We start from the raw sequence: 21,528 nt of genomic DNA, 5'->3' as shown, positions 1-21,528 counted from the left end.
CGTAGCAAAGGCGGGTATTCCCTGGTTAGCGTCCGGGGAACACCCGCCTTTCTGATTAACTTTCTTTCAGCAGACGTAGCAAAACGCCGTTGGTCCAGCCGAAACCGTCCTGATTCGGGTATTCACCACCTTTAGCGGCTCCCGTATTGACAACATCGTATTTCTCCACCATTTTTCCTGCAGCGCTGTATACCCGCAGGTTTTCCGTCATCCAGTTTAGCTTAATCCGGTTGGCGAGTTCCGTCTGGTTATAGTTCCGAAGCCCCTGAATGGACAGCCACTGCAAAGGAGCCCAGCCATTGGGCGAATCCCATTGCTCGCCCGTACGTACCGTGGTGGTTATTAAACCGCCAGGTTTTAAAAAGTCACGCTGTAAGACACGGGACACGCCCTGCGCCTGCTCAGGTTTCGCTACTTTCACGAAGAGGGGGTACACGGCGGCCAGCGAATAGATAGTCGCCTGTTTTTGCGCCACGTAATCATAATCAAAAAAGAACTGACGTCGTTCATTCCAGCAGTACCGCAAAATAGCGTCGCGTCGTTGCTGGGCGAGCAGCAGGTACATCTTATGCCGACGCTGATCGCCTTTTAGCCGATAGCCTTCGGCCAGGGTTCGTTCCAGGTTAACCAGCAGGCAGTTCAAATCGATTGGAATAAAATCAGTGGTGTGAATGGTACGTAACGTTTTGCCATCCCGAAACCAGCGGCTGCTGTAATCCCAACCCGACTCGGCTCCGGCTCTAAGATGCCGGTAAACCAGTTGCGGATCTTTGCTTTTCCTGGCCGTTTCTACGTCTTCTTTATACGACTCGGGCCGGGGTGTGTTTTTATCGTCGTAATACCGATTGAGGTACACGCCATCGGCCAGTCGGACAATACGTCGGTAAACGGGATTCTGAGCGGTTAGCTGCGTTTTGCCGTTCATCCAGAAATTATATTCCTGTTGCAGATACGGCAGGTAATTGAGCAGCACCCGCCGACCCTGGGTTTCGGTCAGCAGGTTGACCATAAACGAAAAGAACGGAGGCTGCGACCGACCCAGAAAGTACGTGCGGTTCCCATTGGGAATGAAGCCGAAGGTGCGGATGAGGTACGCAAAATTATCGACCATGTTCCGGATTAGCGCCGTTTGGCCCGAAGCCTGTAAACCCAGCATGGTGAAATAACTGTCCCAGTAATAGATTTCGCCGAATCGCCCGCCCGGCACCACATACGGTTTCGGGAGCGGAATCAATGATCCTGTAAGCGCATCCGGTTTCGGTTTGGTACTGGCGGGCCGGGTCAGCACTGGCCAGAGTTCGGTAATATGCTGCTGAGCTGACTGGTTGGCTTTGCTCGTATAGCCCGAAGCCGGGGTGATGGGCAGGGTAAATTGCTGTTCCACAAACGTCTTTAACGTAAAGCCTCGTTGTTGACGGGCTTTTTCGTAATTTGCCAGGATGGTTGCCGGAGCAAATTTGGGGGTGCAGTCGGCAAAAGTCTTTGAATCCGGGAAAACGGCCTTTAACTGAACGTCTTCAAAAAGTTTACCGAACTGCTCATCGGGGCCCGCCAGCGTCTGACCCGGTTGAACGACGGGCTGCTGGTCCGTGATGGGCGAAAAACCCAGAAACAGGAGCGCGGCCGTAATAAGTGGTTTGTTTACTCGATTCATGCAGTAGTTTTTCGTAAGATTAGCGTACTTGCTACCCAAATTGTTTTGCCTTATGTTCATTCGCGTATTCGCCCTACTAGTTTGTCTAGGGGCCGTTTCGCCCTCGCTACTCGCACAACGCACAAGCACTGACACAACGTATAAGCAGCCCCTGCGGTCGCAGTATCATTTTTCACCCCGTCAGAACTGGACCAACGACCCCAATGGGCTGGTTTACTACGATAGCGAATATCATCTTTTTTTTCAGTACAATCCGTTCGGCATTCGCTGGGGGCACATGACCTGGGGGCACGCTATCAGCCGTGATCTGGTGCACTGGCGCGAATTGCCGCCCGCCATTCCGGAGGAAGGGGAGACCATGATTTTTTCGGGAAGCTGCGTCGTCGACAAAAACAACACCAGCGGCTTCGGGCGCGACGGAATCGTTCCGATGGTCGCGGTCTACACTGGCCATCGGCCGAATAACCAAAGCCAGCATATCGCCTATAGCCTGGATAAAGGACGTACCTGGACCAAGTATACGGCGAATCCTGTCCTTGATTTAAAGAAAAAGGATTTCCGCGATCCTAAAGTGTTCTGGTACGAACCGACCCAGAAATGGGTGATGATTGTAGTGTTGCCCACAGAGAAAAAAGCGCTTTTTTACAACTCGCCTGACCTCAAACGGTGGACAAAAACCGGTGAGTTTACGGCCACCGACAGCCCCGCCAACATCTGGGAATGTCCGGATCTGGTGGAGGTGCCCGTGGACGGGACCACCGAGCGGAAATACCTGCTGCTGCTGTCTATGGGAAGCAACGGAGCGGCTGGTGGTTCGGGTATGCAGTATTACGTCGGGCGGTTCAATGGGGCCACTTTTGTGAACGAGCTGAAGCCTGGTCCACCCCGGTTTGTCGATTGGGGGAAAGATTATTATGCGGCCATTACGTACAATAACCTGCCCATTCGGGGGAATCGAGGAGCAATCAGCATTGGCTGGATGAACAACTGGCAGTACGCAGCCGATATTCCTACGACGCCCTTTCGGGGAACTATGTCGCTGCCCCGCGAACTGCGACTGGCGAAGGTCGGCACGAGTTACGAACTACGTCAACGGCCCATTCAGGAACTGAAACAACTGGTTGGAAAGGGGATGCAGGGAAATGGCTCGGACCTGGCCATGCTGAACGAAAGCTTAAGTGCGGGTGCTCTTTCGGGCGATACGTATCTGCTGACCATGGAGTTGGATGCAACCAAGCCTGCATCGGGCGTTCGGATCCGTAAAGGCGTTTCGGAAACGGGCGTGAATGAAGAGACCGTTATTGGATACGACCCTGCCAAATCGCAGGTGTACGTTGATCGTACGCGGTCGGGGCAGGTTTCGTTCAAAAAGGAATTTCCCGGACGATTTGCGGCTCCTTTGCAAGCGCAAAACGGCCGGATTTCGTTACAGATATGGGTCGATCGCTCATCGGTGGAAGTGTTTGCCAATGAAGGGCAGGCAACCCTCACGAATCAGATCTTTCCAAGTCCGACGAGCCGGGGAATTGAGTTTTTTGGAAATGGGATCGGTTCCGTATCAATTCAGCCGGTGGAATCTATCTGGCGGTAGGTGACTAACGTAGTGTCCATATGCTTATGGCTCAGGTGGTTAACTGCTCTTATCAGGAAGTTAGGGTACGATCTTGGCGGCATTGGCTGAACCGGCAAAGACTATGTCAGTCCTAGCAAGCGCCGATTCATAATATTGTTTTTTATCTTGAATAGGCTGTTTAAATGCGTTTTGTTATCCGGCGCGGTCCCGTCGAAACACTACGTTCCTATCTTATTTTGTTAATCCTAAACTGGTTCATTATAAAAACAAAATGCCTGGCTACAGATCAAGTTGGCCAGGCATTTTGTTTTCTGGAGAGTTGTCTTACAACTCAGAATCTAGACACGGATAAACTTTGGAGCCAGCGTAGAGCCACGCTTATAATCTTAAAATGAGGCTAATTAGCTAAAATCTTATCGACCTCTACGACTTCAAACGTAGCGTTTGATTCGAATAAATGCTTAAGAATAGGAATGTGGCCTTGCCCAAAAATCACTATGATTGCCTTGTCAGAAGGTTGAATAGCACGTATAATATTTGTGTAGATGTGTAAATTAGTAGCGTACCAGTCTGCTACCAAGTCTGTCCCAATGTAGTTGTTCCCTTTACCTATTCGCGCTAAATAATTTGTGTAGTACGCCAGGTTTTTATTTAAAGCGTAAGGAGTATTTAGAAATGCCAAGAAGTTGCCCACTGACTGGCTTTTCTGCTTTTGCTCTATTTCCGCCATACAACTCCTGCCATACTCATCGGAGGCCGTGGTGATAGCTAACTGGTCGTTGTTTTTAGCAAACTCCACAACTGGGCCTGGCTCATAGCGACCTCGATAATTGACACAAGTCACTCTTTTCAAGCCAGCTTTTTGGGCTGTGGGCAAAGCTAGCTGATCAATTTCATCATTCTTTAGTTGGTAACTACCCTTAAGAAACTGTTGATAGATGCTATCCATACGCTGTTGTTCGCTGAGCGTCATTTCGATACAGATCTGGTTTGGTTGGAATTTGGCTAGCCGTTCAACTACTGCATTGATCTCCTGTTGCCGTTTATTGCTACTAATCGTCATGGCCTCATTTTTATACGTATCGGTTGGAGAGGGCGTAAAATGAATGGTTCCCAGGAGTAAAATCTTGGTTCTGGGCTGTTCTTGACAGTGTGCATGAACCATTAAGAACAGCAGGAGAGTAAGCGTTAAGATACAAGTCTTCATTCGCAACATCGATTATAGTGATTGTAAGTGAGATGAAACTGGTTTCAAACAGGTCGCATCGAGTTTGTGATCTAAGTTGGCGTTACACTGCGTGATTCTAGACCCATAAGTGAAGTTCTCCTTTTTTGATCTATTGGGTTTTGTAATGTGGGAACCACGCTTACAAAAACGTCCTTTTTTCTTAGTGCACGCGAAGCCAATGTGTTATGTAGGAAGTGGTTTAGGTTCTTTACGGTTTAACAACCTTCATACTCTGCCGCTGAGCGGGTTCATCGTTACTCGCTTCACTCACTACATGCAAGAGATAGATCCCGCTAGTATGAGCCTGCATATCCCAGTCAAGTACGTGCTGAGCCTCTGCCTGGCGCCAGTGCTGCTGACGTATCGGCTTACCACTTAGATCAAGCAGTTCAACCTGTAGCGAGCGTCCTTCTGCACCGCGCACTACAGCTCTGAGTCGATCTTGTTGAATCGGGTTAGGCGCTAGCTCGACCTGCAACGGCATCTCCAACTGTGCCGCTTCACGCGCCTTGCAACCCGCATCAACGTTTAATCGGTATGGTCCATAGATCATCACCGTGCCTGATTTATCTGTCACCTTCAGGAAGAAGTTGCCTTGCGTGTTGGTCTGGGCGTTGATCAATGTTAGGCTAGAGGTCGCCGTACCCCTAAAGAGCTGAGGGGTCTCCATAAGCTTAGGGCTGGTGAGCGTGTTCTTATACCATTCATACTTGACCGGATTGCCCCCCACGATAACGCTGATCACGGCTGTCCCGCCCCGACACACCTTGGGATTGTTACCGCCCAGTACCGTTGTGGAAGCTGTGGCTGAGCAACCCAAACTGTTTGTTACCGTTACTGAATAGACGCCTGCCGTGTTCACTAGCGCTGTGCTACCGGTCCCTTGTTGAATAGCCCCTTGGCTAAAGCTATAGCTGAAGTTGTCGCTAGGGGTCGCCGTAGTCGTTAGAGTGACATTAGCATTGGTAAAAGACACCGGGCCGGAGCTAGTCAGCGTAACGCTAAGCGGTGGGTTACTGCTTTCTACGACAGCGGTAGCCGTGGCAGAGCAACCAGAACTGTTAGTAACGGTTACCGTGTAAGTGCCAGGTTTGTTAACCGTGGCTGATGGGTTTCCATCTTGGAATGTAACATTGGGCCCAGCAAAGCTGAAGGTAAGCGAGCCAAACGAGCTAGTCACTGCAATAAGTTGAACATTAGGCTCGGCACAGCTTATCATTCCGATGCTGGCCAAGAGTAAATTCTGGGGAGGTAACGCGTCCCCTACCACTAGCGTTGTTGCCGTGGAAGAGCAGCCGCCTGGGTTAGTTATTGTCACCGAGTAATCACCTTCGACAGAAGCTGTAGACGTTGAGGATGAAGTTGGCAGGCTTGTTTGCCCCGGTCCATTGAAGTAATAAGTGGCTCCTGGGTCTCCACCCGTGGCTGTCAAGGTTAGGATAGGGTTAGCACAGTTAATGGTTCCGTAATTGGAAGCTGTAAGAGTGGGCGCAACAGTCGCACATTGACTTATGCCAAACTGACCAAAGGGTAAGCCTTCACCATCCGTTGTGATGGTGATCGTTTCAAGCGTGTACCCTGGCTGATTGACATAGAATCCAATGTATTTAGCGTTGCTATTACTGACTGAGCTTGTCGTCTCAATCGAGCCAGACGATAGTCCACTTTGGGTTGTAGCTGATATCGTTGTGAGGTCATTAACAACAGCAGAGGCACTGTAAAAATAAAAGGCTTTAGTGCCTGGAGGAAGAGTAAGGGTAATGCTTTTACTTGGAGTATAATAAACTCTACCGACGTAACCATTGCCCCAGCTTGTGTTTACAGTAGCGTCTGAGGCAGGCTGGTAAGTAGACAGGGTGACTGCACTGCTAAACCCAATGGAACCACTAATCGGACTAGCAACGGAGGTGACATTAGCATGGTTTGCTCTTGGGTCGACTACCGAAGTCATTGTGTAGCCTCCTAAAGTGGCTGGGGGTACCCCGTCACCTGCCGAACCATCAAAAACAATTTGTGCTTGCAGGTGCGTAATAGGACCCACTGAAAGGATGACTGAAAAGAGAAAGGAGAAAATAGCTTTCATGAGAAAGGGATTTGACAACTGTTATCCGTAACACTGAAGCTCCTATGTGCTCAGCTTATTATCTAAAAACAGCTGAGTAGTAGTCGCTAAGCGCAGGCAAGTTGTGCGGAGACAGAGGTTATTTTCTAAAACTTATAGCTGGAGGGCCATTTTTGAATTACGAGTCGCCTGCACAGCGTGGCCAGTCGTTTTCAGCGTTTAACACCTATCATTTCTTCCATAAACGGTTAAGCTTTCTCTTGCTTTATCAGAAGTTTCGGCTGTATTCGTACAGACTAGCCTGCGCATGATCTGCCTGACGCAGAAGTCAACTACAGCCACTGGCCGAAATCGTCGATACGTAGTGGGGCCTTGCTACGAATAAGAAAATCAGTTCAACGATGAGAAAAGATCGGTGTGTAATGATGATAAAAAAGTCTCCTGTAGCTTGGTAAAACGTGCGATACGTTGTGACCTGGCTAACTGGCTTGGTGCGTTGCCTGCCTGCAACTACCGGTTAAGAGGTAATTCGAGGTATTACCAACCTGCACACCACTTATCTGGTAAATAGCGTTTACAGTAGGGATTGCAGTCGCCGTACACGGAAATAAAGGTCCCTAAATGCTAAATTTTCTTAAATTGGGCCGTTACCCAGTTGAATCAGTTATTTTTGTTTCCTAACACGAACCCCTGAATGGCTCGTAAGAAAAAGAAGGTAGGTACGTATCCCAGTGGCATGATTCTGTTTAGCCTGACGCTTGCGTTGTTTTTAATTGGTTTCTGTGGCGTGCTGGCGATTCAGTCTAAGCGGCTGGTGACTTATATCCGGGAAAACTACGAGATGCGGGCGTTTCTGGATAAAGATATGGACACGACGAAAGTGGTTAAGTTGTACAAGACCATTGCCGAGCGTCCGTATATCCTGAAAGCGAACGGATCGCCCCAGTTGAGTTTTGTACCCAAAGATGTTGCTGCCAAAGAGTTTATCGCCGAAACTAAAGAAGACTTTTCTAAGTTTTTGGGCGAGAACCCGTTACGGGACAGCTACCGTATCAAGTTGACCGAGGAATACTTTGAAGAAGCGAAGCTGCAGGAAGTAAAACAGGATCTGGAGCAGATCGACGGTGTGTTCGAAGTCGTGTATCAGGAGAATCTGGTCGATAATATCAACCGCAACATCACAAAAATCTACGCCCTTATGGCGGCTTTTGCGGTGATTCTGCTGGTGATCATTGTTGTGCTGATGAACAACACCATTCGGCTGGCTCTTCACTCGCAGCGGATGCTGATCCGAAGTATGCAGCTTGTGGGCGCGACCAATGGCTTTATCACTCGTCCGTTTTTGGCGCGGGGTATGTGGCAGGGGTTTCTAGCCGGTTTGCTGGCCGTTGCCTTGTTATTGGCGGCTTTGCAGATTGCCATTCGTAACCTGCCCGAAATGGCCACATTTCAGGATTATGACAAGACCGCCATTTTGCTGGCCGGAATTGTGGGATTGGGGGTGCTGATTGGCTTTCTGAGTACGTTTCAGGCTGTTAACCGATACCTGGGCCTGACAGTCGATGAACTTTATTAATGAATAAAGCACAGGAATAATGAACATGGGCAACGGTTTTGTAAGCCATTATCGCTTCCCGCTTGTTCATTAGATACTGATAACTAGAAAGAACATGGCAAAAGACAAACAATATGGCTCGACTACGCTGACGCGCGAAGAACCAGCCAAAAAAACGACCGCACCGGCTCCAGCCGTCACGGCGGCTCCCAAAGCTGCGCCACTACGTTCGGTTACGGCCGAATCGAGTCGGCGGGACGCCGTCAAAACGCCTGCCTTACCTTTCAGTCGCCGAAATTACACGTTGATGCTGATCGGTATTGGCGTTATTCTGGCCGGTTTCTTTATCATGAGTCTCGATAAAGAAGAGTTTGGGTTTGGCTTTCTGGGCCTGACACTCGGCCCAATTGTGGTGATGAGCGGCTTCGTGCTCGAATTTTTCGCGATTCTGGCCCGGCCCCAAAGCGATTAGTTATACAAGTCTCCGGTCATAAAGTTGTAAAGTTTATACTGCGTCCGCCAACTTTGCAACTTTATGACTGCTTGACTCTATAACTTTGCGGAATGGATCTTATTCACGCAATTGCGTTAGCCATAATCGAAGGCTTGACGGAATTTCTGCCGGTTTCTTCTACCGGCCACATGATCATCTACTCGTCACTAGCCGGTATCGCCGGAGACGAATTTACCAAGCTTTACACCGTCGACATTCAGTTCGGCTGTATTCTCTCCGTTCTTGTTCTGTATTACCGGCGGTTCCTGCGCGACACCCGCACCACTGAATCGGTACGTTGGTTTCGCAGCCTGCCCACTTCGCTGCAAGGGCTCATTGGCTCGTACACCAGCCAGATCGACTTTTACTTAAAGCTGTTGGTTGCGTTCTTACCAGCCGCGATCATCGGCTTTTTGCTGAACGATTTCATTGATTCACTGCTCGAAAACGTCGTTGTTGTCGCCATTACCTTGTTGCTGGGCGGCATTGTCCTGGTGTTTATTGACCGGGCGTTTCAGGATAAGCCCCGCGACTACGACATTACGTTCCCGGAAGCGCTGAAAGTAGGGTTCTTTCAGTGTATCGCCATGATTCCTGGGGTGTCACGTTCGGCGGCTACCATTATTGGGGGTATGACCCAGGGCCTTACCCGCCAGCAGGCGGCCGAATTTTCGTTTTTTCTGGCCGTTCCTACTATGGCGGCTGCGTCGGGATACAAGCTGCTTAAAACCTATAAATTGCTGCAACCTGCCGATTACCAGACGCTGCTCATTGGCAATGCCATTGCGTTTGTCGTTGGCCTTTTGGCGATCCGGGGCTTTGTTGGATTTTTGAACCGCTACGGGTTTAAAGTGTTCGGCTATTACCGCATTGCGCTCGGTCTGCTGCTGTTAGGGCTGTGGGCTGCGGGCGTGAAACTACAAGTGTTATAAACGTTTACTGGCGAATCGACAGGACGACCTGAAGTTCTCTCCCCATTTTTAAACGTCTTTACGTGTTCGCTTCGGCGATTCAATCCGTGTCACAACAAAACTTACCATCGCCAGATCCAGGCCAGGTTATTCTGATCGATAAGCCCCTGACGTGGACGTCGTTCGACGTTGCCAACAAGCTTAAATACGCCTGCAAGTTCAAAAAGATCGGTCACGCCGGTACGCTTGATCCCCTCGCTACGGGCCTGCTGATCCTGTGCACCGAAAAAATGACCAAGCAGATCGATCAGTACCAGGCGCAGGAAAAAGAGTATACCGGTACGTTGGTGCTGGGTAAAACCACACCTTCTGTCGATCTGGAAACCGCTTTCGATGCAGAATTCGATACGTCGGGTATTACGACCGAGCAGATACAGCAAGCCGCTGAGCAACTGACGGGTGACATTCTACAGGTGCCGCCAATTTACTCGGCCGTGCGGGTGAATGGCGAGCGGCTCTATGAGAAGGCCCGGCGGGGCGAAACCGGAAACGAAATCGAAGGCGGCATTAAAAGTCGTCAGGTTACGGTATCGGTCTTTGAAACGGATGCCAGCCGATTCCCCGAAATCGATTTCCGCATTGTGTGTTCCAAAGGCACGTATATTCGCAGTCTGGTGCGCGATCTGGGCCTTTTACTTGCCAATGGAGCGTACATGAGTAGTCTGCGTCGGACACGTATCGGAGCCTTTCGGGTGGAGGATGCTGATACGCTTGAAAGCTTTATTGCCAAGTGTCGCGCTGAATTGCCCGCACCACCGCTAACGCTATGATGATTCACCGTGGTCTCGACGACCTACAGCCTTTAGTTAATGCCGTTGTTACGAGCGGTACCTTCGATGGTGTTCACCGGGGGCATCAGACGATTCTGTCCCGCCTGACGGAAGTGGCCAAACTCAGTGGTGGCGAGTCCGTGCTAATCACGTACTGGCCACACCCCCGAACGGTGGTGTCGAACGATAGCCAGAACTTGCGGTTACTGACAACGCTCGATGAGAAAATCGAGCTGCTGGCGCAGGCGGGTGTTGATCACCTCATTGTTATTCCGTTTACGCGTTCGTTCTCGCAACTGACCTCCGAAGAATACATCCGGCAAATTCTGATCGACAAGATTGGCACAAAAAAGCTGGTGATCGGCTACGACCACCGTTTTGGCCGCGATCGGGAAGGGGGCTTTGACTACATTCAGGCCCATCAGAGTGCGTATGGCTTTGAAGTGGAAGAGATTCCTCGTCAGGATGTGGAAGCGGTGGGCGTAAGTTCGTCCAGGATTCGGGCTGCGTTGAGCGAAGGCAATGTAGATACCGCAAATCGGTTCCTAGGCCGGGCGTATAACCTTACCGGTACGATCATTAAAGGGCAGCAGTTAGGCCGTACCATTGGTTTTCCTACAGCGAACCTACAGGTTGACGACCCCATCAAACTGATTCCGGCCAATGGCGTCTACGCCGTAGATGTGCTGTATGGCGGTCAGACGCTCGGCGGTATGCTCAATATTGGCTATCGGCCCACCGTAGGCGGAACGAATCAGACAATTGAGACCTATATCTTCGACTTCGACAAGGATATTTACGGCGAGCACATGACGCTGAAGTTTCGGGCGTTTCTGCGACCCGAACAAAAATTTGATGGCCTGCCAGCTCTGGTTGCTCAACTCAAGCGTGACGAAGAATCGGCCAGGAAGATATTGGGGCAATAGTGGCCATCCGTTGTTATCTGTAGGTTATTAATGGTCATTTGTCATTGCTTGCTATACGTAACAACAAACGACTGTTAAAGAGCAAAGATGACCACTGAATAATACTCGGTTAATGACCGATATTCCGCCCCGCTACGTAGCCAGTTGTCCAGGCGTTCTGGAAGTTGAAGCCGCCGGTGATGCCGTCTACGTCGAGGACTTCCCCTGCGAAAAATAATCCTGGCTGCGTTTTGCTTTCGAGAGTCTGTGGGTGGAGACTGCTCATATCGATGCCTCCGCACGTAACAAATTCGTCTTTAAATGTGCTTTTACCCGCAACCTGAAACTGACTGTTGGTTAATCGCTCGATGAGTCGGTTCAGGAGCTTGGCGGGTAAATCGGCCCACCGCTGTTGATCGGCAATGTCCGACGCTTCCGTGAAGGATTGCCACAAACGAGCAGGTAAACCAAACGGGTTTTGCGAAGCAACCTGCTTGCGGCCGTTCTGCTGCCTGAAGTCCTGTAAAGCCAGGCGAAGCTGGTTGTCGTTAAGCGTCGGTACCCAGTTGATACGTAACGTAAACCGATAATCGACTTCGGCTAACTCGCGGGCGGCCCAGGCCGACAACCGCAGGATGGCAGGGCCGCTAAACCCCCAGTGCGTGACCAGCAACGGCCCGCGCTGTTCCTGCCTGGTACCCACTACGTATACTTTCGCATCGGGTACGGACACGCCTGCCAAGGGCAACAAGGGGTTATCCGGCACATTAAACGTAAACAGCGAGGGGACGGGAGCAATGAGCGGTTCGCTTTGCCGGGGTAACCAGCCATAGGCGGTAAGCTGCGGGTAACCACCCGTTGCGATCAGAACCCGGTCAGCCTGTAGGGTTTCACCGGTTAGCAGTTGAATGGCCCACTGTCCCTGCGCCGTGCGACTGAGCGAAGCCACTCCGCAGCTCGTCCGTACCTGAACGCCAAGTCGGCGGGCCGTAGTGAGCAGACAGTCGACGATGGTATCTGACGTATTGGTGCTGGGAAACATTCGCCCATCCGCTTCCGTTTTGAGTTGAACACCCCGATTCTCAAACCAACGTACCGTGGTGGTGGCATCGAACTGAGTCAACAGCGAACGAAGCGGCTTTTCGCCACGCGGGTAGTGCTTAATCAACTGCCGGTTGTCGAAACAGGCATGGGTAACATTACAACGGCCTCCGCCCGAGATGCGGACTTTATTCAGGACAGTACGGTTCTTTTCAAGAATGGTAACGGTGGCATCCGGGAACGTTTCGGCAGCAGTGACAGCCCCGAAAAAACCGGCGGCTCCTCCGCCAATTACAACAATAGTCAACGATGGCATAGTAACTGAACAGCGACGCAGACCTCGTAGTTCGCAACTGAGGGCGATTGAATAGGAGGTGCATCCCCAGATAATTGTAGTTTTGCAAGTATGTTGTTTCCGCCAAATTTTCGTTCGAAGAAGTATTATCGGCGTGGCTTCCGGCTGCGGGGTAATACGCTTGTATTGCTGTTCATCTTCTTTCTGATCGGCCTGTTTCTGCATTATGGGGGCCGCACGCAGCCGGTCGTTGCCTTCTGGAACGACATCCGTAAGATTGTGGGTCTGGGGCCCGTCCGATCAGATCGGACCGATAATCCTTATAAAGCACCTGAGCCGTCGGAAGAGGTGGCTTCTGACCGCCGTGCGGATAAACAGAGGCCATCGGGTGAAGAAGAGAGTTCGGCTAGTGATAAGGGCGGATCGGTACCTGCTCCCAGTACGCGCGGCAAAACTTTATTCGGTTTTGAAAAGCAGGTTGACTTCATCTTACCGGCCTTCTCCGCTTCGGATGATGTCGTGCGGCATAATGGCTACACCCTTCGTTTTCGGGATCAATACAAGCAGGCCGACTGGGTGGCTTACCCACTGCTTCCGGAAGAGATCAACGGCGATACAGACCGTGAAGGCTCAAAGTTTCAGCCCGATCCGGCTGTGCGGACTGGCTCGGCTTTACCTGCTGATTACACGCGATCTGGTTACGACCGCGGCCACCTGGCTCCGGCCGGTGACTTCAAGTTTTCCCGCCGAATGATGCAGGAAACGTTTTACATGAGTAACATGTCTCCCCAGGCGCCTGCCTTCAATCGGGGTGTCTGGAAGGAGCTGGAAGATCAGGTTCGCCGGTGGGCGCTGCGTGACAACGGGCTTTATGTGGTTACGGGACCGGTGCTGAAACCAGGCTTACCTACCATTGGCCGCACGAACGAAATCAGCGTACCGCAGAAATTTTACAAAGTTATCCTCTACTGCAACAACAGTACGACTGCCCGGCCAGAGATTCGCATGATTGGCTTTCTGTTGAACAATGAAGCTTCTGAGCGTTCGCTGAAGCAGTTTGTGGTACCCGTCGATCAGATCGAGCAGCTTACGGGCATTGACTTTTTCCCCAAGCTTCCCGATGATCTGGAACGCAAGCTGGAAAGCAAAGGCCGGGGTGAAATGGTTGATGAATGGTTTTCTTTATAGTTAACCCATTAGTATTCAGGGAAAGAAAACAGGTTTTATAAAAACAGGGTGCCAGATTCTCAAACCCGGCACCCTGTTTTATAACTGCATATCAGCGATAGGCTTACGTCTTCTGCTTCTTTTTCTTTGCCGCCGGGAAGAGGATGTTGTTCAGGATCAGGCGGTAACCCGCCGAGTTGGGATGGAGGTTCAGGTCGGTGGGTTCCTCACCGATTTCGTGCCGGTAATCTTCGGGGTCGTGACCACCGTAGAACGTAAAGAAACCACGGCCGTAAGGCGAATGAATATAACGAGCCTCACCAACCGAGCGGTTTTCTGCCATGATCACCACTTCGGGCTTAATCAGATTTTTCTTGAAAGCTGTCGTCTGCCCCATAAATCCTTTGATGACGTTGAGGTGATTCTGCGTCAGCATGGTAGGAATCGGGTCATATTTCGCCGAAAATTGAAACAACGAAAAATAATCGTTGTGCTCGCTTAAGCCGCGTTCTTCTGGCTGGTTATCGATGTTTGAGAATTCGATCAGGTATGGGTTGGTAAAAACCTGGAAGTTTCTGAACGCAAACGTCTGGCTGAAATCAAGCTTGTTGTTCGCGTTCGCGTCGGCGGGTGTGCCGTCGTAGAACGCATCAACAATGTCGGTGTTATGCGCTGCGAGCGCAATGTCGAAGGTGTCGGTCGCATTGCACATGGCAAACAGGTAGCCGCCACCTAACACAAAATCACGAATCTTCTGCGTAACGGCAAGTTTAAGCTGCGGTACTTTCGAGAAACCAAACTTGCGGGTAATGTTTTCGGCTTCCTGTTTCTGAGCGATGTACCAAGGCTGATCCTTGAAGTGAAAAAACTTCCCGTACTGGCCCGTAAAATCCTCATGGTGCAAGTGCAGCCAATCGTATTCGGGCAGTTTGCCATTCATCACCTCTTCGTCGAACACTACGTCGTACGGAATTTCAGCGTAGGTCATCACCATCGTAACGGCATCGTCCCAGGGCTGTTTGGTTTTGGGTGAATAGACTGCTACTTTAGGGGGCTTCTGAAGCTTCACCGCGTCCATGTTCGCATCGGCAGCGGCAACTTCAGCCAGAATTTGGGCGGACTGGGCATCGGAAATAACTTCGTAGCTGACGCCCCGGATGACCATTTCGTTAACGAAGGCCTGGGTTTGGGGCATCATAAACGAGCCGCCCCGGTAATTCAGCAGCCAGTCGATTTCGGTGTCGTGCGTTTTCAGTACCCAATAAGCGATGCCGTACGCTTTTAAATGATTCTTCTGGCTCTCGTCCATTGGAATCAAAATTTTAGAGGCCCAGACACGGCCCGTCAATGTCAGAATTAGGATAAGCGGTAACAGCAGCCGTTTCATTGGTTTCCCCATTAAGATTGCTCGCGGTAGTTTTGTAATAACGAAAGATAAGCAAATTTTGTGCAGGATTTTAATGAGCGAAAGCGTGAAAGAGTAAAAGAATGGGCCTTACAACTCGCTTTCGCACTTTTGTTCTTTCGCACTTTCACGCTTTGAGTCAATGAATGTTATTGAAAATATTCGAGAAGGGCTGCGGTCGATTGCGGGAAACCGCCTTCGAACCATCCTTACGTCGCTTATCATCGCCATCGGTATTACGTCGCTGGTGGGTATCCTGACCGCTATTGATGGCATTCAGAATTCGGTTAACAGCAGCTTTGCGGGGCTGGGGGCCAATACGTTCAATATAGTAGCCCGGCAGGATGCGTTTCGGCGTGGAGGACGTGTTCAGCGGCAGGACGCCCCCATCGATTATTTTGATGCGGTGCAGTTCAAACGCCGGTTCCCGTATGGGGCGACGATTTCCGTCTCGACCATTGTTAACGGGGCCGCACAGGCTAAGTTCGGCTCGAAAAAAACGAACCCCAACATACAGTTGACGGGGGGCGACGATCGGTACTTACCCGTCAAAGGGTTCACCCTGCAAGGTGGCCGGAACCTGACTCCGAACGACATTACGTATAACCTGAACGTAGCGGTGATTGGCAGTGAAGTGGCTACTACGTTGTTTGAGCGAAAGCTGGACCCGCTGAATCAGGTGATACGTGTATCCGGCAATCAATATAAAATTGTGGGTGTGCTGGCCAAAAAAGGAGGACTGACCGGAGGGGGCGATGACCGGATTATTCTGATTCCCATCGATAATGCCCGTGCCCTGGCCGGCACGCAAAAACTTTCGTTCGACATCACGGCCTCTGTGCCCTCCGTATCAGATCAGGACGAAGCCATTGGCGAAGCACGCGGGGTTATGCGGCTGGTTCGCCGTGATCCGCTTGGCCAGCCGGATTCATTCGAGATCGAGCGGGCCGATGACCTGGCAAAAGAAACCGAAAATATTACGGGCTACCTACGCATGGGAGGCTTTGGGATTGGATTCATTACGTTGCTGGGGGCCGCCATTGCGTTGCTGAACATCATGCTGGTCTCGGTTACCGAACGTACTCGCGAAATCGGCATTCGTAAATCTCTGGGTGCAACGCCCAAACGCATCCGGGAGCAGTTTCTGATTGAGGCCATTGTGATCTGTATTCTGGGCGGCATCGGTGGTGTGCTGCTTGGCCTTGGGATTGGCAACCTGATTTCAACCCTCGTTAGTCAGGGTGAGGGGGGCTTCGTTGTACCCTGGGCCTGGATGGGACTAGGCATCGTTGTATGCGTAACGGTCGGCCTTTTCGCCGGAATTTACCCCGCCGTTCGAGCTTCAAAACTCGACCCCATCGAAGCACTTCGGTATGAGTAAAGTTGCAGAGCTGTATATTCCGTCAGGCAACTTTATAACTCTACAACTACATAACTCTGTAACTTCTATTTTCCCACTGGCAGGTAGGCAGTGAACGTTGAGCCTTTCCCGACTTCGCTTCGGGCGGTAATGGCCCCGCCGTGGTTTTCGGCTACCTTCCGGCAAATGGCCAGTCCGATTCCCGTACCACTGTATTCACTACGTCCGTGCAGCCGTTCGAACAGTTGAAAAATCCGGTCATGGTGCTGCTCATCAAACCCAATGCCGTTGTCCACTACGTCGATGGCTATCCAAGATTGCTGAGAGCGACTACGTAGGGAAGCGGGGAGTGCATCACCTGGGACTGGTCGGGCCTGAATGTGTACTCGTGGTTCGGTATCCGGTCGGGAGAACTTAAGGGCATTACTCAGTAAATTCTGAACGAGTTGCCGCAACTGAAGCGGGTGGCCTGCTACGGTAGGCGGCAGATTCGTCGTGTCAGTATTGATCGTTATCTGAGCTTTCTTGTCCTGAATGGCCATTTCCAGGTCGTTGAGCACTAGGGCAAACAGGGCCTGTAAGCTGACTGGCTCAAACGGTTCCGGCTGAGTCGATAAGCGGGAGTAGGCAAGTAGATCGCGAATCAACAGGCTCATGCGCTTAGCCGCCGACTGCATCCGCCGGAGCATGTCCTGCCCTTCGTCGGGAATTGCATCGCTGTATTGATTGAGTACCAGATCGCCGAAGGATTGAATTTTACGCAGGGGCTCCTGCAAATCATGCGACGCTACGTAGGCGAACTGCTCCAGATTCTGATTGGATAGCTTAAGATCGTTCACGAGCTGCTCGGCGCGTTCAAGGGTATGACGTAGTAGTGTCTGGTCATTGGCCGCCAGTACAATACCATCGCCCTGCTTCACGATAGAGATATCGAACCAGCCGTTAACGTGGTTGTCTTCCAGGCGGGTTTCAAAGCGTATTGGTTGTCCAGATTCAACGACCGATACGTATCGGTCGAAAACGCCCGACGTTTTCAGGTTCGGCAGTACGTCCAGCATTGTCCGCGTTGTCGTCTGATCTACTGGATGGCCCACGATGCGCGCATTGGCTTCGTTTTGCAGCAGATACCGAAAGTCGACAATCTGATTCATCTGATTGCGGATGGCTTCAAACAGCACAATCGGCATCTGACAGCTATTCAGCACGCTCTGCAATAAAGCGGCCTGCTCTTTAGCCTGTATCTCCGCACGTTTCTGATCATTTATGATGGAGTAGCCGCAGATCGCCCGGTTTTCGTCGAGTCGCGTAATCCAGTTATCCGTGTAATTGTCATACCCGTCGGTGTAGTGCACCTCGAAACGTTGTGGCTCACCGGTAGTAAATACGGCCTGGTAGGCAGTCCAGTAGGCCGTACTGGTCAGGCCAGGAAACTGCTCCAGCATGGTCGTGGAGGCCAGGTCGTCCCAGCGGAGCCCCGTCTGGTCGAGAACGGCCTGACTGACCCGGATGTAGCGCAGATCGACAACAGCCCCGTGTTCGTCGCGAATGGCCTCCACGATGTTCAGTCCGTTCGTGATATTAGCTAACACGCCGTCGAAGAGACTGGCCTGTTCTTCCAGCTTCTGAGCCGCGAGCTGGGCCAGCGTAATGTCGGTCAGCGTGGTCACCAGTCCGTTCCCAAATTTGGTAATGACTACATCGTACCACTTATTATACCGGGGGAAATAGTGATTTCCCCGGTACCTTTTGCCCGTTTCGTAGACAGACACGTACTTATCCCATAAACCCGTCTGTTTCGTTTCGGGAAAGAGTTCCGTGACGAGCTTTCCAATAACTTCATGGTGGGTGCGATTGGTCGATTTGAGTGAAGCTTCATTGGCCAGCCGAAATCGAAAGTCGGTTAATGTACCAGCCTCATCATGAACGGCTTCGTACACCACAATGGCATGTTCCGACGTGCGCAGAACTCCATCCAGCAGTTCGTTCTGCCTCTGTAGATCAAGGGCGTTTTGCCGGGCTACGGTTACGTCGTTGAAGAGCACGATAATATGCTCCTCATCCATGCGGGTTACCGTTTGTTCGAGATGCTTACTGAGGGGCGGATACACGTATTCGATTTTGAACGGCGTTCCGGTAGTAGCGACCTCGCAGTACTTCGCAAAAAGTCCGGACGACTTAAAAACTGGGTTCAGCTCACTGATTGTCCTGGTAAAGACATCTTCCGGTTTGTAGCCGCCTATGGCAAAACTGGCAGGATTAGTGAGGATCGCCTGAAAGTCGATGATCTCACCTGCCTCATTACGTAGTGCCCGTTCAACGGTGATGCTGCTGGGCGCAGCGTTGAGAACACTGTTGAGCAGAGCCTTCTGTTCGGCCAGTCGTTCGACCGTTTTCCGGAGTTCAAGGTTTTTTTCTTCCAGTGCTGCCTGCGTTTGTTTTAACTCGTCAATGTCTTTAAATACTGTGAAGAAACCATCACCCAGCGGACGGCTCTGCGACTCGACCCACCGACCGGTCTGTTCATTAAAATAATGGAAATCTACAGGTTCCTGTTTCTCAACGACCCGCCGTAACTGATCCGCAAAGAGGTGACCTCCGGGCGAGCGCTGGAACAGGAGCTGGTTTTCGAGCTGCGCGCTCGAAAATCCGGTAATCAGTAAGGCCGGTGGAGTATAATAAAGCGTGCGGTAGTCAAGAATCTGTCGATCAGCACCACGTACAGCTTCATATACAACGATGCCCTGCGGAGACGTAGCGAGTAATTCGGCAAGGAGGGCAGGAGAAAGCGTGGACATTTCCGTTGAATACGTGGTAGCCATAGACGAAAAGGTAAGGGTTGTAAAGCTAAGAAAATGAGCCAATATGCACTAACCAATCCGTTCGTTCCGCAAATCGTGTGGCTTAATCCTACTTTTTTCTTGCATAACACCGCCCAGCGCCCTACTTTTGCACCCACGTTCGCGTTCGGAGACGGTTTTAACCGAATCTGAACCGATTCTTAAGCCGGGATGGCGGAATCGGTAGACGCGATGGTCTCAAACACCATTGTCTGCAAGGACATGCCGGTTCGAGTCCGGCTCCCGGTACAAAAGGCTCTAACAAGGGCAATCAAATGAAAACAAAAGCGCTGATAATCAGCGCTTTTGTTATTTATACCCTTTTCCGTATTCCTTTGTTTTCAGTTGCTTTATCAATCTTTGTTACTCATTTGTTACTCGCTTTTTGCTCGATTTCCTATTACCTTACCATAGGAAAGTAAAAGTAAAGCAAAGGCAAATGGCGGTTAAACTTAGAAAGAAGGCTTTAGCCAATGGTAAGCTAAGCTACTACCTTGACATTTATACGGGAGAGGAACGAAAGTACGAGTTTCTCAAATTGTACATCTACAAGCGTCCCAAAGACGAATTAGAGAAGCAACATAATAAGGCGGTAACTCAAACCGCTGAGAACATACGGGCTAAACGGGAGCTACAGGCTGGTGCTGAGCAAAACGGGGTAATACCTGCCTTAAAGCAGAAGGTCAATTTCTTGGACTATATGCAAGCCTACATTGACCGCTACACTAAAAAGGATGTGCGTATGATTCGTTATACGCTCAGATACTTAAAAGAGTTTGTCAGCTCAGATTACCTCTCCTCTAAGTCTGTCACAGAGAATCTATGCCGTGATTTTAGGACTTGGTTAGATGATCACCCTAACCTTAGCGGTGAAACACCTTACGACTTCTTTGCAAAGTTTAAGAAGGTTATCAAACAGGCTGTACGCGATGGTATTTTTCTAGTGAACCCGGCTCAGGACGTACCGAACAAAAAACCCGACATTGACGTAAGAAAAGACATTCTAAGCGTTGAGGAACTGCAAACACTGGCAAAGGCTGAATGTAGCAATGATGAGGTAAAGAGGGCATTTCTACTTGCCTGTAACACTGGGCTACGTTACAGCGACGTAAAAACGTTGCAGTGGAAACACTATCAGGAGGGGCGACTAAGAATCGTTCAGAATAAAACCCAAAAGCCGGTAATCATCAACCTTAACGCAACTGCACAGCGACTCTTAGGAAAACCAGGCAAACCGGACGACTTTGTATTTGCGCTTCCTTCTCATACTGGGATCTCTAAGAGTTTGAAAGTATGGAAAAACCGCGCGGGCCTCTCCAAAACTGTTACGTTCCACGTTGCAAGGCACTCGTTTGCTACTAATCTAATAATTTTTGGTGCTGATGTAAGTAGTGCCTCCTCTTTGTTAGGCCATTCTAGCTTTGACCATACACAAAAGTATGTGCGCATTGTAGAAGCTCTAAAGCAAGATGCTGTCAACCGCCTTCCTGAGATCGAATTATAAAGGTTAATTGAGGTAAATCATGAGTTATGATGAAATAACCACATTAGTGAAAGACATTGATAACTTAGTATGTGCTGAGGGAGTAACTTTATTTATGTGGTACTTAAATGAGAAAGATGATTTTGACCACATGATTTATGAAGCACATATCATCGATAATGGGTTAAGATCAATATGGGATTATGAAGATAGTTTGTTAGCGATGATGCAGGATCAGAATTATGGCCAACGTAAAAAAAACCTTGCTAAGCATAAAGAACTGTGGTTAACCTTAATCACGAAAAGTGAATTGTCTTTAAGGTATTTTACACCAAATGATGTTGACATGTTTAGGCGACTTTCCCGCTTTGGAAGAATGGAAGTTGTAATTGACTTGAACCCATACAACTTTATTTCACAAGAACTTTTGCAGGAGTACAAGAAGAATGGTATGATAGAGATTGGCGGTCATAAGATCTTGTCTTATGTGATTAGCTGGAAAAAAGAATTGCTGAGACGCTACTACTTAATTAATGAGTTGGAAGCAGCTAATAAGTTGGAATCCAATAATTTTAAAGGAGTTCTTTATGGTACTCGCGATATATTAAGTTGGAATATTAGCTACAAACAGGTTATTGATGCGTGAATAAGCTTATAATAATTGTATTTTGCTGTTAGTATGGCAAAATACAAACACTCAGACTACGAAGTACTTCGCCGACGCTGTGT

General features: G+C 50.0%; 16 protein-coding genes and 1 tRNA gene. 11 read left to right on the top strand and 6 right to left on the bottom strand.

Features of this window, described 5'->3' with window-relative positions; genetic code table 11:
- Positions 1 to 55: 55 nt before the first annotated feature.
- Positions 56 to 1,654, bottom strand: a complete 1,599-nt coding sequence (gene treF, locus ACYVIY_RS24615; protein ID WP_460979167.1) for an alpha,alpha-trehalase TreF — start codon at positions 1,652 to 1,654, stop codon at positions 56 to 58.
- A 52-nt stretch (positions 1,655 to 1,706) separates the two neighbouring features.
- Here treF and ACYVIY_RS24610 point away from each other — a divergent pair, with 52 nt between their 5' ends.
- Complete coding sequence (locus tag ACYVIY_RS24610; RefSeq protein WP_460979166.1) at positions 1,707 to 3,245, top strand: glycoside hydrolase family 32 protein; 1,539 nt, start codon at positions 1,707 to 1,709, stop codon at positions 3,243 to 3,245.
- Between the two features lie 379 nt (positions 3,246 to 3,624).
- Here ACYVIY_RS24610 and ACYVIY_RS24605 read toward each other — a convergent pair whose 3' ends face one another.
- Complete coding sequence (locus tag ACYVIY_RS24605) at positions 3,625 to 4,434, bottom strand: DUF5694 domain-containing protein (protein ID WP_460979165.1); 810 nt, start codon at positions 4,432 to 4,434, stop codon at positions 3,625 to 3,627.
- 229 nt (positions 4,435 to 4,663) lie between these two features.
- On the bottom strand, positions 4,664 to 6,538 hold the full coding sequence (locus ACYVIY_RS24600; protein WP_460979164.1) for a hypothetical protein: 1,875 nt from the start codon (positions 6,536 to 6,538) through the stop codon (positions 4,664 to 4,666).
- Between the two features lie 673 nt (positions 6,539 to 7,211).
- On the opposite strand from ACYVIY_RS24600, the gene ACYVIY_RS24595 reads away from it, so the two are divergent.
- The 5 genes from ACYVIY_RS24595 (at position 7,212) to ACYVIY_RS24575 (ending at position 11,232) form a co-directional block, all read left to right on the top strand.
- The gene (locus ACYVIY_RS24595; protein WP_460979163.1) at positions 7,212 to 8,093 is read left to right on the top strand and encodes a cell division protein FtsX; all 882 of its coding nucleotides are present in this window, start codon (positions 7,212 to 7,214) and stop codon (positions 8,091 to 8,093) included.
- A gap of 94 nt (positions 8,094 to 8,187) precedes the next feature.
- Complete coding sequence (locus tag ACYVIY_RS24590; RefSeq protein WP_460979162.1) at positions 8,188 to 8,544, top strand: DUF3098 domain-containing protein; 357 nt, start codon at positions 8,188 to 8,190, stop codon at positions 8,542 to 8,544.
- A gap of 92 nt (positions 8,545 to 8,636) precedes the next feature.
- Entirely contained in the window at positions 8,637 to 9,497 is an 861-nt protein-coding gene (locus tag ACYVIY_RS24585; protein WP_460979161.1) for an undecaprenyl-diphosphate phosphatase, read from the top strand.
- Positions 9,498 to 9,583: 86 nt separating this feature from the next.
- Positions 9,584 to 10,306, top strand: coding sequence for a tRNA pseudouridine(55) synthase TruB (truB, locus tag ACYVIY_RS24580; protein ID WP_460979160.1), 723 nt, complete (start codon positions 9,584 to 9,586; stop codon positions 10,304 to 10,306).
- Positions 10,303 to 11,232: a bifunctional riboflavin kinase/FAD synthetase gene (locus ACYVIY_RS24575; RefSeq protein ID WP_460979159.1), complete on the top strand. Its 930-nt coding sequence runs from the start codon at positions 10,303 to 10,305 to the stop codon at positions 11,230 to 11,232. Before truB ends, ACYVIY_RS24575 begins: the two co-directional genes overlap by 4 nt.
- 109 nt (positions 11,233 to 11,341) lie before the next feature.
- Here ACYVIY_RS24575 and ACYVIY_RS24570 read toward each other — a convergent pair whose 3' ends face one another.
- A complete protein-coding gene (locus ACYVIY_RS24570) occupies positions 11,342 to 12,568 on the bottom strand; it encodes a BaiN/RdsA family NAD(P)/FAD-dependent oxidoreductase (protein WP_460979158.1) in 1,227 nt (408 codons plus the stop codon).
- A 90-nt stretch (positions 12,569 to 12,658) separates the two neighbouring features.
- On the opposite strand from ACYVIY_RS24570, the gene ACYVIY_RS24565 reads away from it, so the two are divergent.
- Positions 12,659 to 13,735, top strand: a complete 1,077-nt coding sequence (locus ACYVIY_RS24565) for a DNA/RNA non-specific endonuclease (protein WP_460979157.1) — start codon at positions 12,659 to 12,661, stop codon at positions 13,733 to 13,735.
- Positions 13,736 to 13,838: 103 nt separating this feature from the next.
- Here the strand turns inward: ACYVIY_RS24565 and ACYVIY_RS24560 are convergent, their stop codons facing one another.
- A complete protein-coding gene (locus ACYVIY_RS24560) occupies positions 13,839 to 15,101 on the bottom strand; it encodes an asparagine synthetase B (protein ID WP_460979156.1) in 1,263 nt (420 codons plus the stop codon).
- Between the two features lie 160 nt (positions 15,102 to 15,261).
- Here ACYVIY_RS24560 and ACYVIY_RS24555 point away from each other — a divergent pair, with 160 nt between their 5' ends.
- Positions 15,262 to 16,500, top strand: a complete 1,239-nt coding sequence (locus ACYVIY_RS24555) for an ABC transporter permease (RefSeq protein WP_460979155.1) — start codon at positions 15,262 to 15,264, stop codon at positions 16,498 to 16,500.
- Between the two features lie 65 nt (positions 16,501 to 16,565).
- Here ACYVIY_RS24555 and ACYVIY_RS24550 read toward each other — a convergent pair whose 3' ends face one another.
- On the bottom strand, positions 16,566 to 19,298 hold the full coding sequence (locus ACYVIY_RS24550; RefSeq protein ID WP_460979154.1) for a PAS domain-containing sensor histidine kinase: 2,733 nt from the start codon (positions 19,296 to 19,298) through the stop codon (positions 16,566 to 16,568).
- 183 nt (positions 19,299 to 19,481) lie between these two features.
- Here ACYVIY_RS24550 and ACYVIY_RS24545 point away from each other — a divergent pair.
- The 3 genes from ACYVIY_RS24545 (at position 19,482) to ACYVIY_RS24535 (ending at position 21,445) form a co-directional block, all read left to right on the top strand.
- Positions 19,482 to 19,565: transfer RNA gene (locus ACYVIY_RS24545), tRNA-Leu, on the top strand.
- 136 nt (positions 19,566 to 19,701) lie between these two features.
- A complete protein-coding gene (locus ACYVIY_RS24540; RefSeq protein ID WP_460979152.1) occupies positions 19,702 to 20,820 on the top strand; it encodes a site-specific integrase in 1,119 nt (372 codons plus the stop codon).
- Positions 20,821 to 20,839: 19 nt separating this feature from the next.
- The gene (locus ACYVIY_RS24535) at positions 20,840 to 21,445 is read left to right on the top strand and encodes a hypothetical protein (protein WP_460979151.1); all 606 of its coding nucleotides are present in this window, start codon (positions 20,840 to 20,842) and stop codon (positions 21,443 to 21,445) included.
- Positions 21,446 to 21,528: the final 83 nt, after the last annotated feature.

The sequence above is a fragment of the Spirosoma knui genome (assembly GCF_054780635.1).
Note: the sequence above shows the minus strand (reverse complement) of the source record. Positions and strands in the feature narration are given on the sequence as shown.

Excerpts from the sequence above, each read along its gene's own strand:
- treF (WP_460979167.1), bottom strand. The coding sequence starts at position 1,654 with ATGAATCGAGTAAACAAACCACTTATTACGGCCGCGCTCCTGTTTCTG.
- ACYVIY_RS24610 (WP_460979166.1), top strand. The coding sequence starts at position 1,707 with ATGTTCATTCGCGTATTCGCCCTACTAGTTTGTCTAGGGGCCGTTTCG.
- ACYVIY_RS24605 (WP_460979165.1), bottom strand. The coding sequence starts at position 4,434 with ATGAAGACTTGTATCTTAACGCTTACTCTCCTGCTGTTCTTAATGGTT.
- ACYVIY_RS24600 (WP_460979164.1), bottom strand. The coding sequence starts at position 6,538 with ATGAAAGCTATTTTCTCCTTTCTCTTTTCAGTCATCCTTTCAGTGGGT.
- ACYVIY_RS24595 (WP_460979163.1), top strand. The coding sequence starts at position 7,212 with ATGGCTCGTAAGAAAAAGAAGGTAGGTACGTATCCCAGTGGCATGATT.
- ACYVIY_RS24590 (WP_460979162.1), top strand. The coding sequence starts at position 8,188 with ATGGCAAAAGACAAACAATATGGCTCGACTACGCTGACGCGCGAAGAA.
- ACYVIY_RS24585 (WP_460979161.1), top strand. The coding sequence starts at position 8,637 with ATGGATCTTATTCACGCAATTGCGTTAGCCATAATCGAAGGCTTGACG.
- ACYVIY_RS24575 (WP_460979159.1), top strand. The coding sequence starts at position 10,303 with ATGATGATTCACCGTGGTCTCGACGACCTACAGCCTTTAGTTAATGCC.
- ACYVIY_RS24570 (WP_460979158.1), bottom strand. The coding sequence starts at position 12,568 with ATGCCATCGTTGACTATTGTTGTAATTGGCGGAGGAGCCGCCGGTTTT.
- ACYVIY_RS24565 (WP_460979157.1), top strand. The coding sequence starts at position 12,659 with ATGTTGTTTCCGCCAAATTTTCGTTCGAAGAAGTATTATCGGCGTGGC.
- ACYVIY_RS24560 (WP_460979156.1), bottom strand. The coding sequence starts at position 15,101 with ATGAAACGGCTGCTGTTACCGCTTATCCTAATTCTGACATTGACGGGC.
- ACYVIY_RS24555 (WP_460979155.1), top strand. The coding sequence starts at position 15,262 with ATGAATGTTATTGAAAATATTCGAGAAGGGCTGCGGTCGATTGCGGGA.
- ACYVIY_RS24550 (WP_460979154.1), bottom strand. The coding sequence starts at position 19,298 with ATGGCTACCACGTATTCAACGGAAATGTCCACGCTTTCTCCTGCCCTC.
- ACYVIY_RS24535 (WP_460979151.1), top strand. The coding sequence starts at position 20,840 with ATGAGTTATGATGAAATAACCACATTAGTGAAAGACATTGATAACTTA.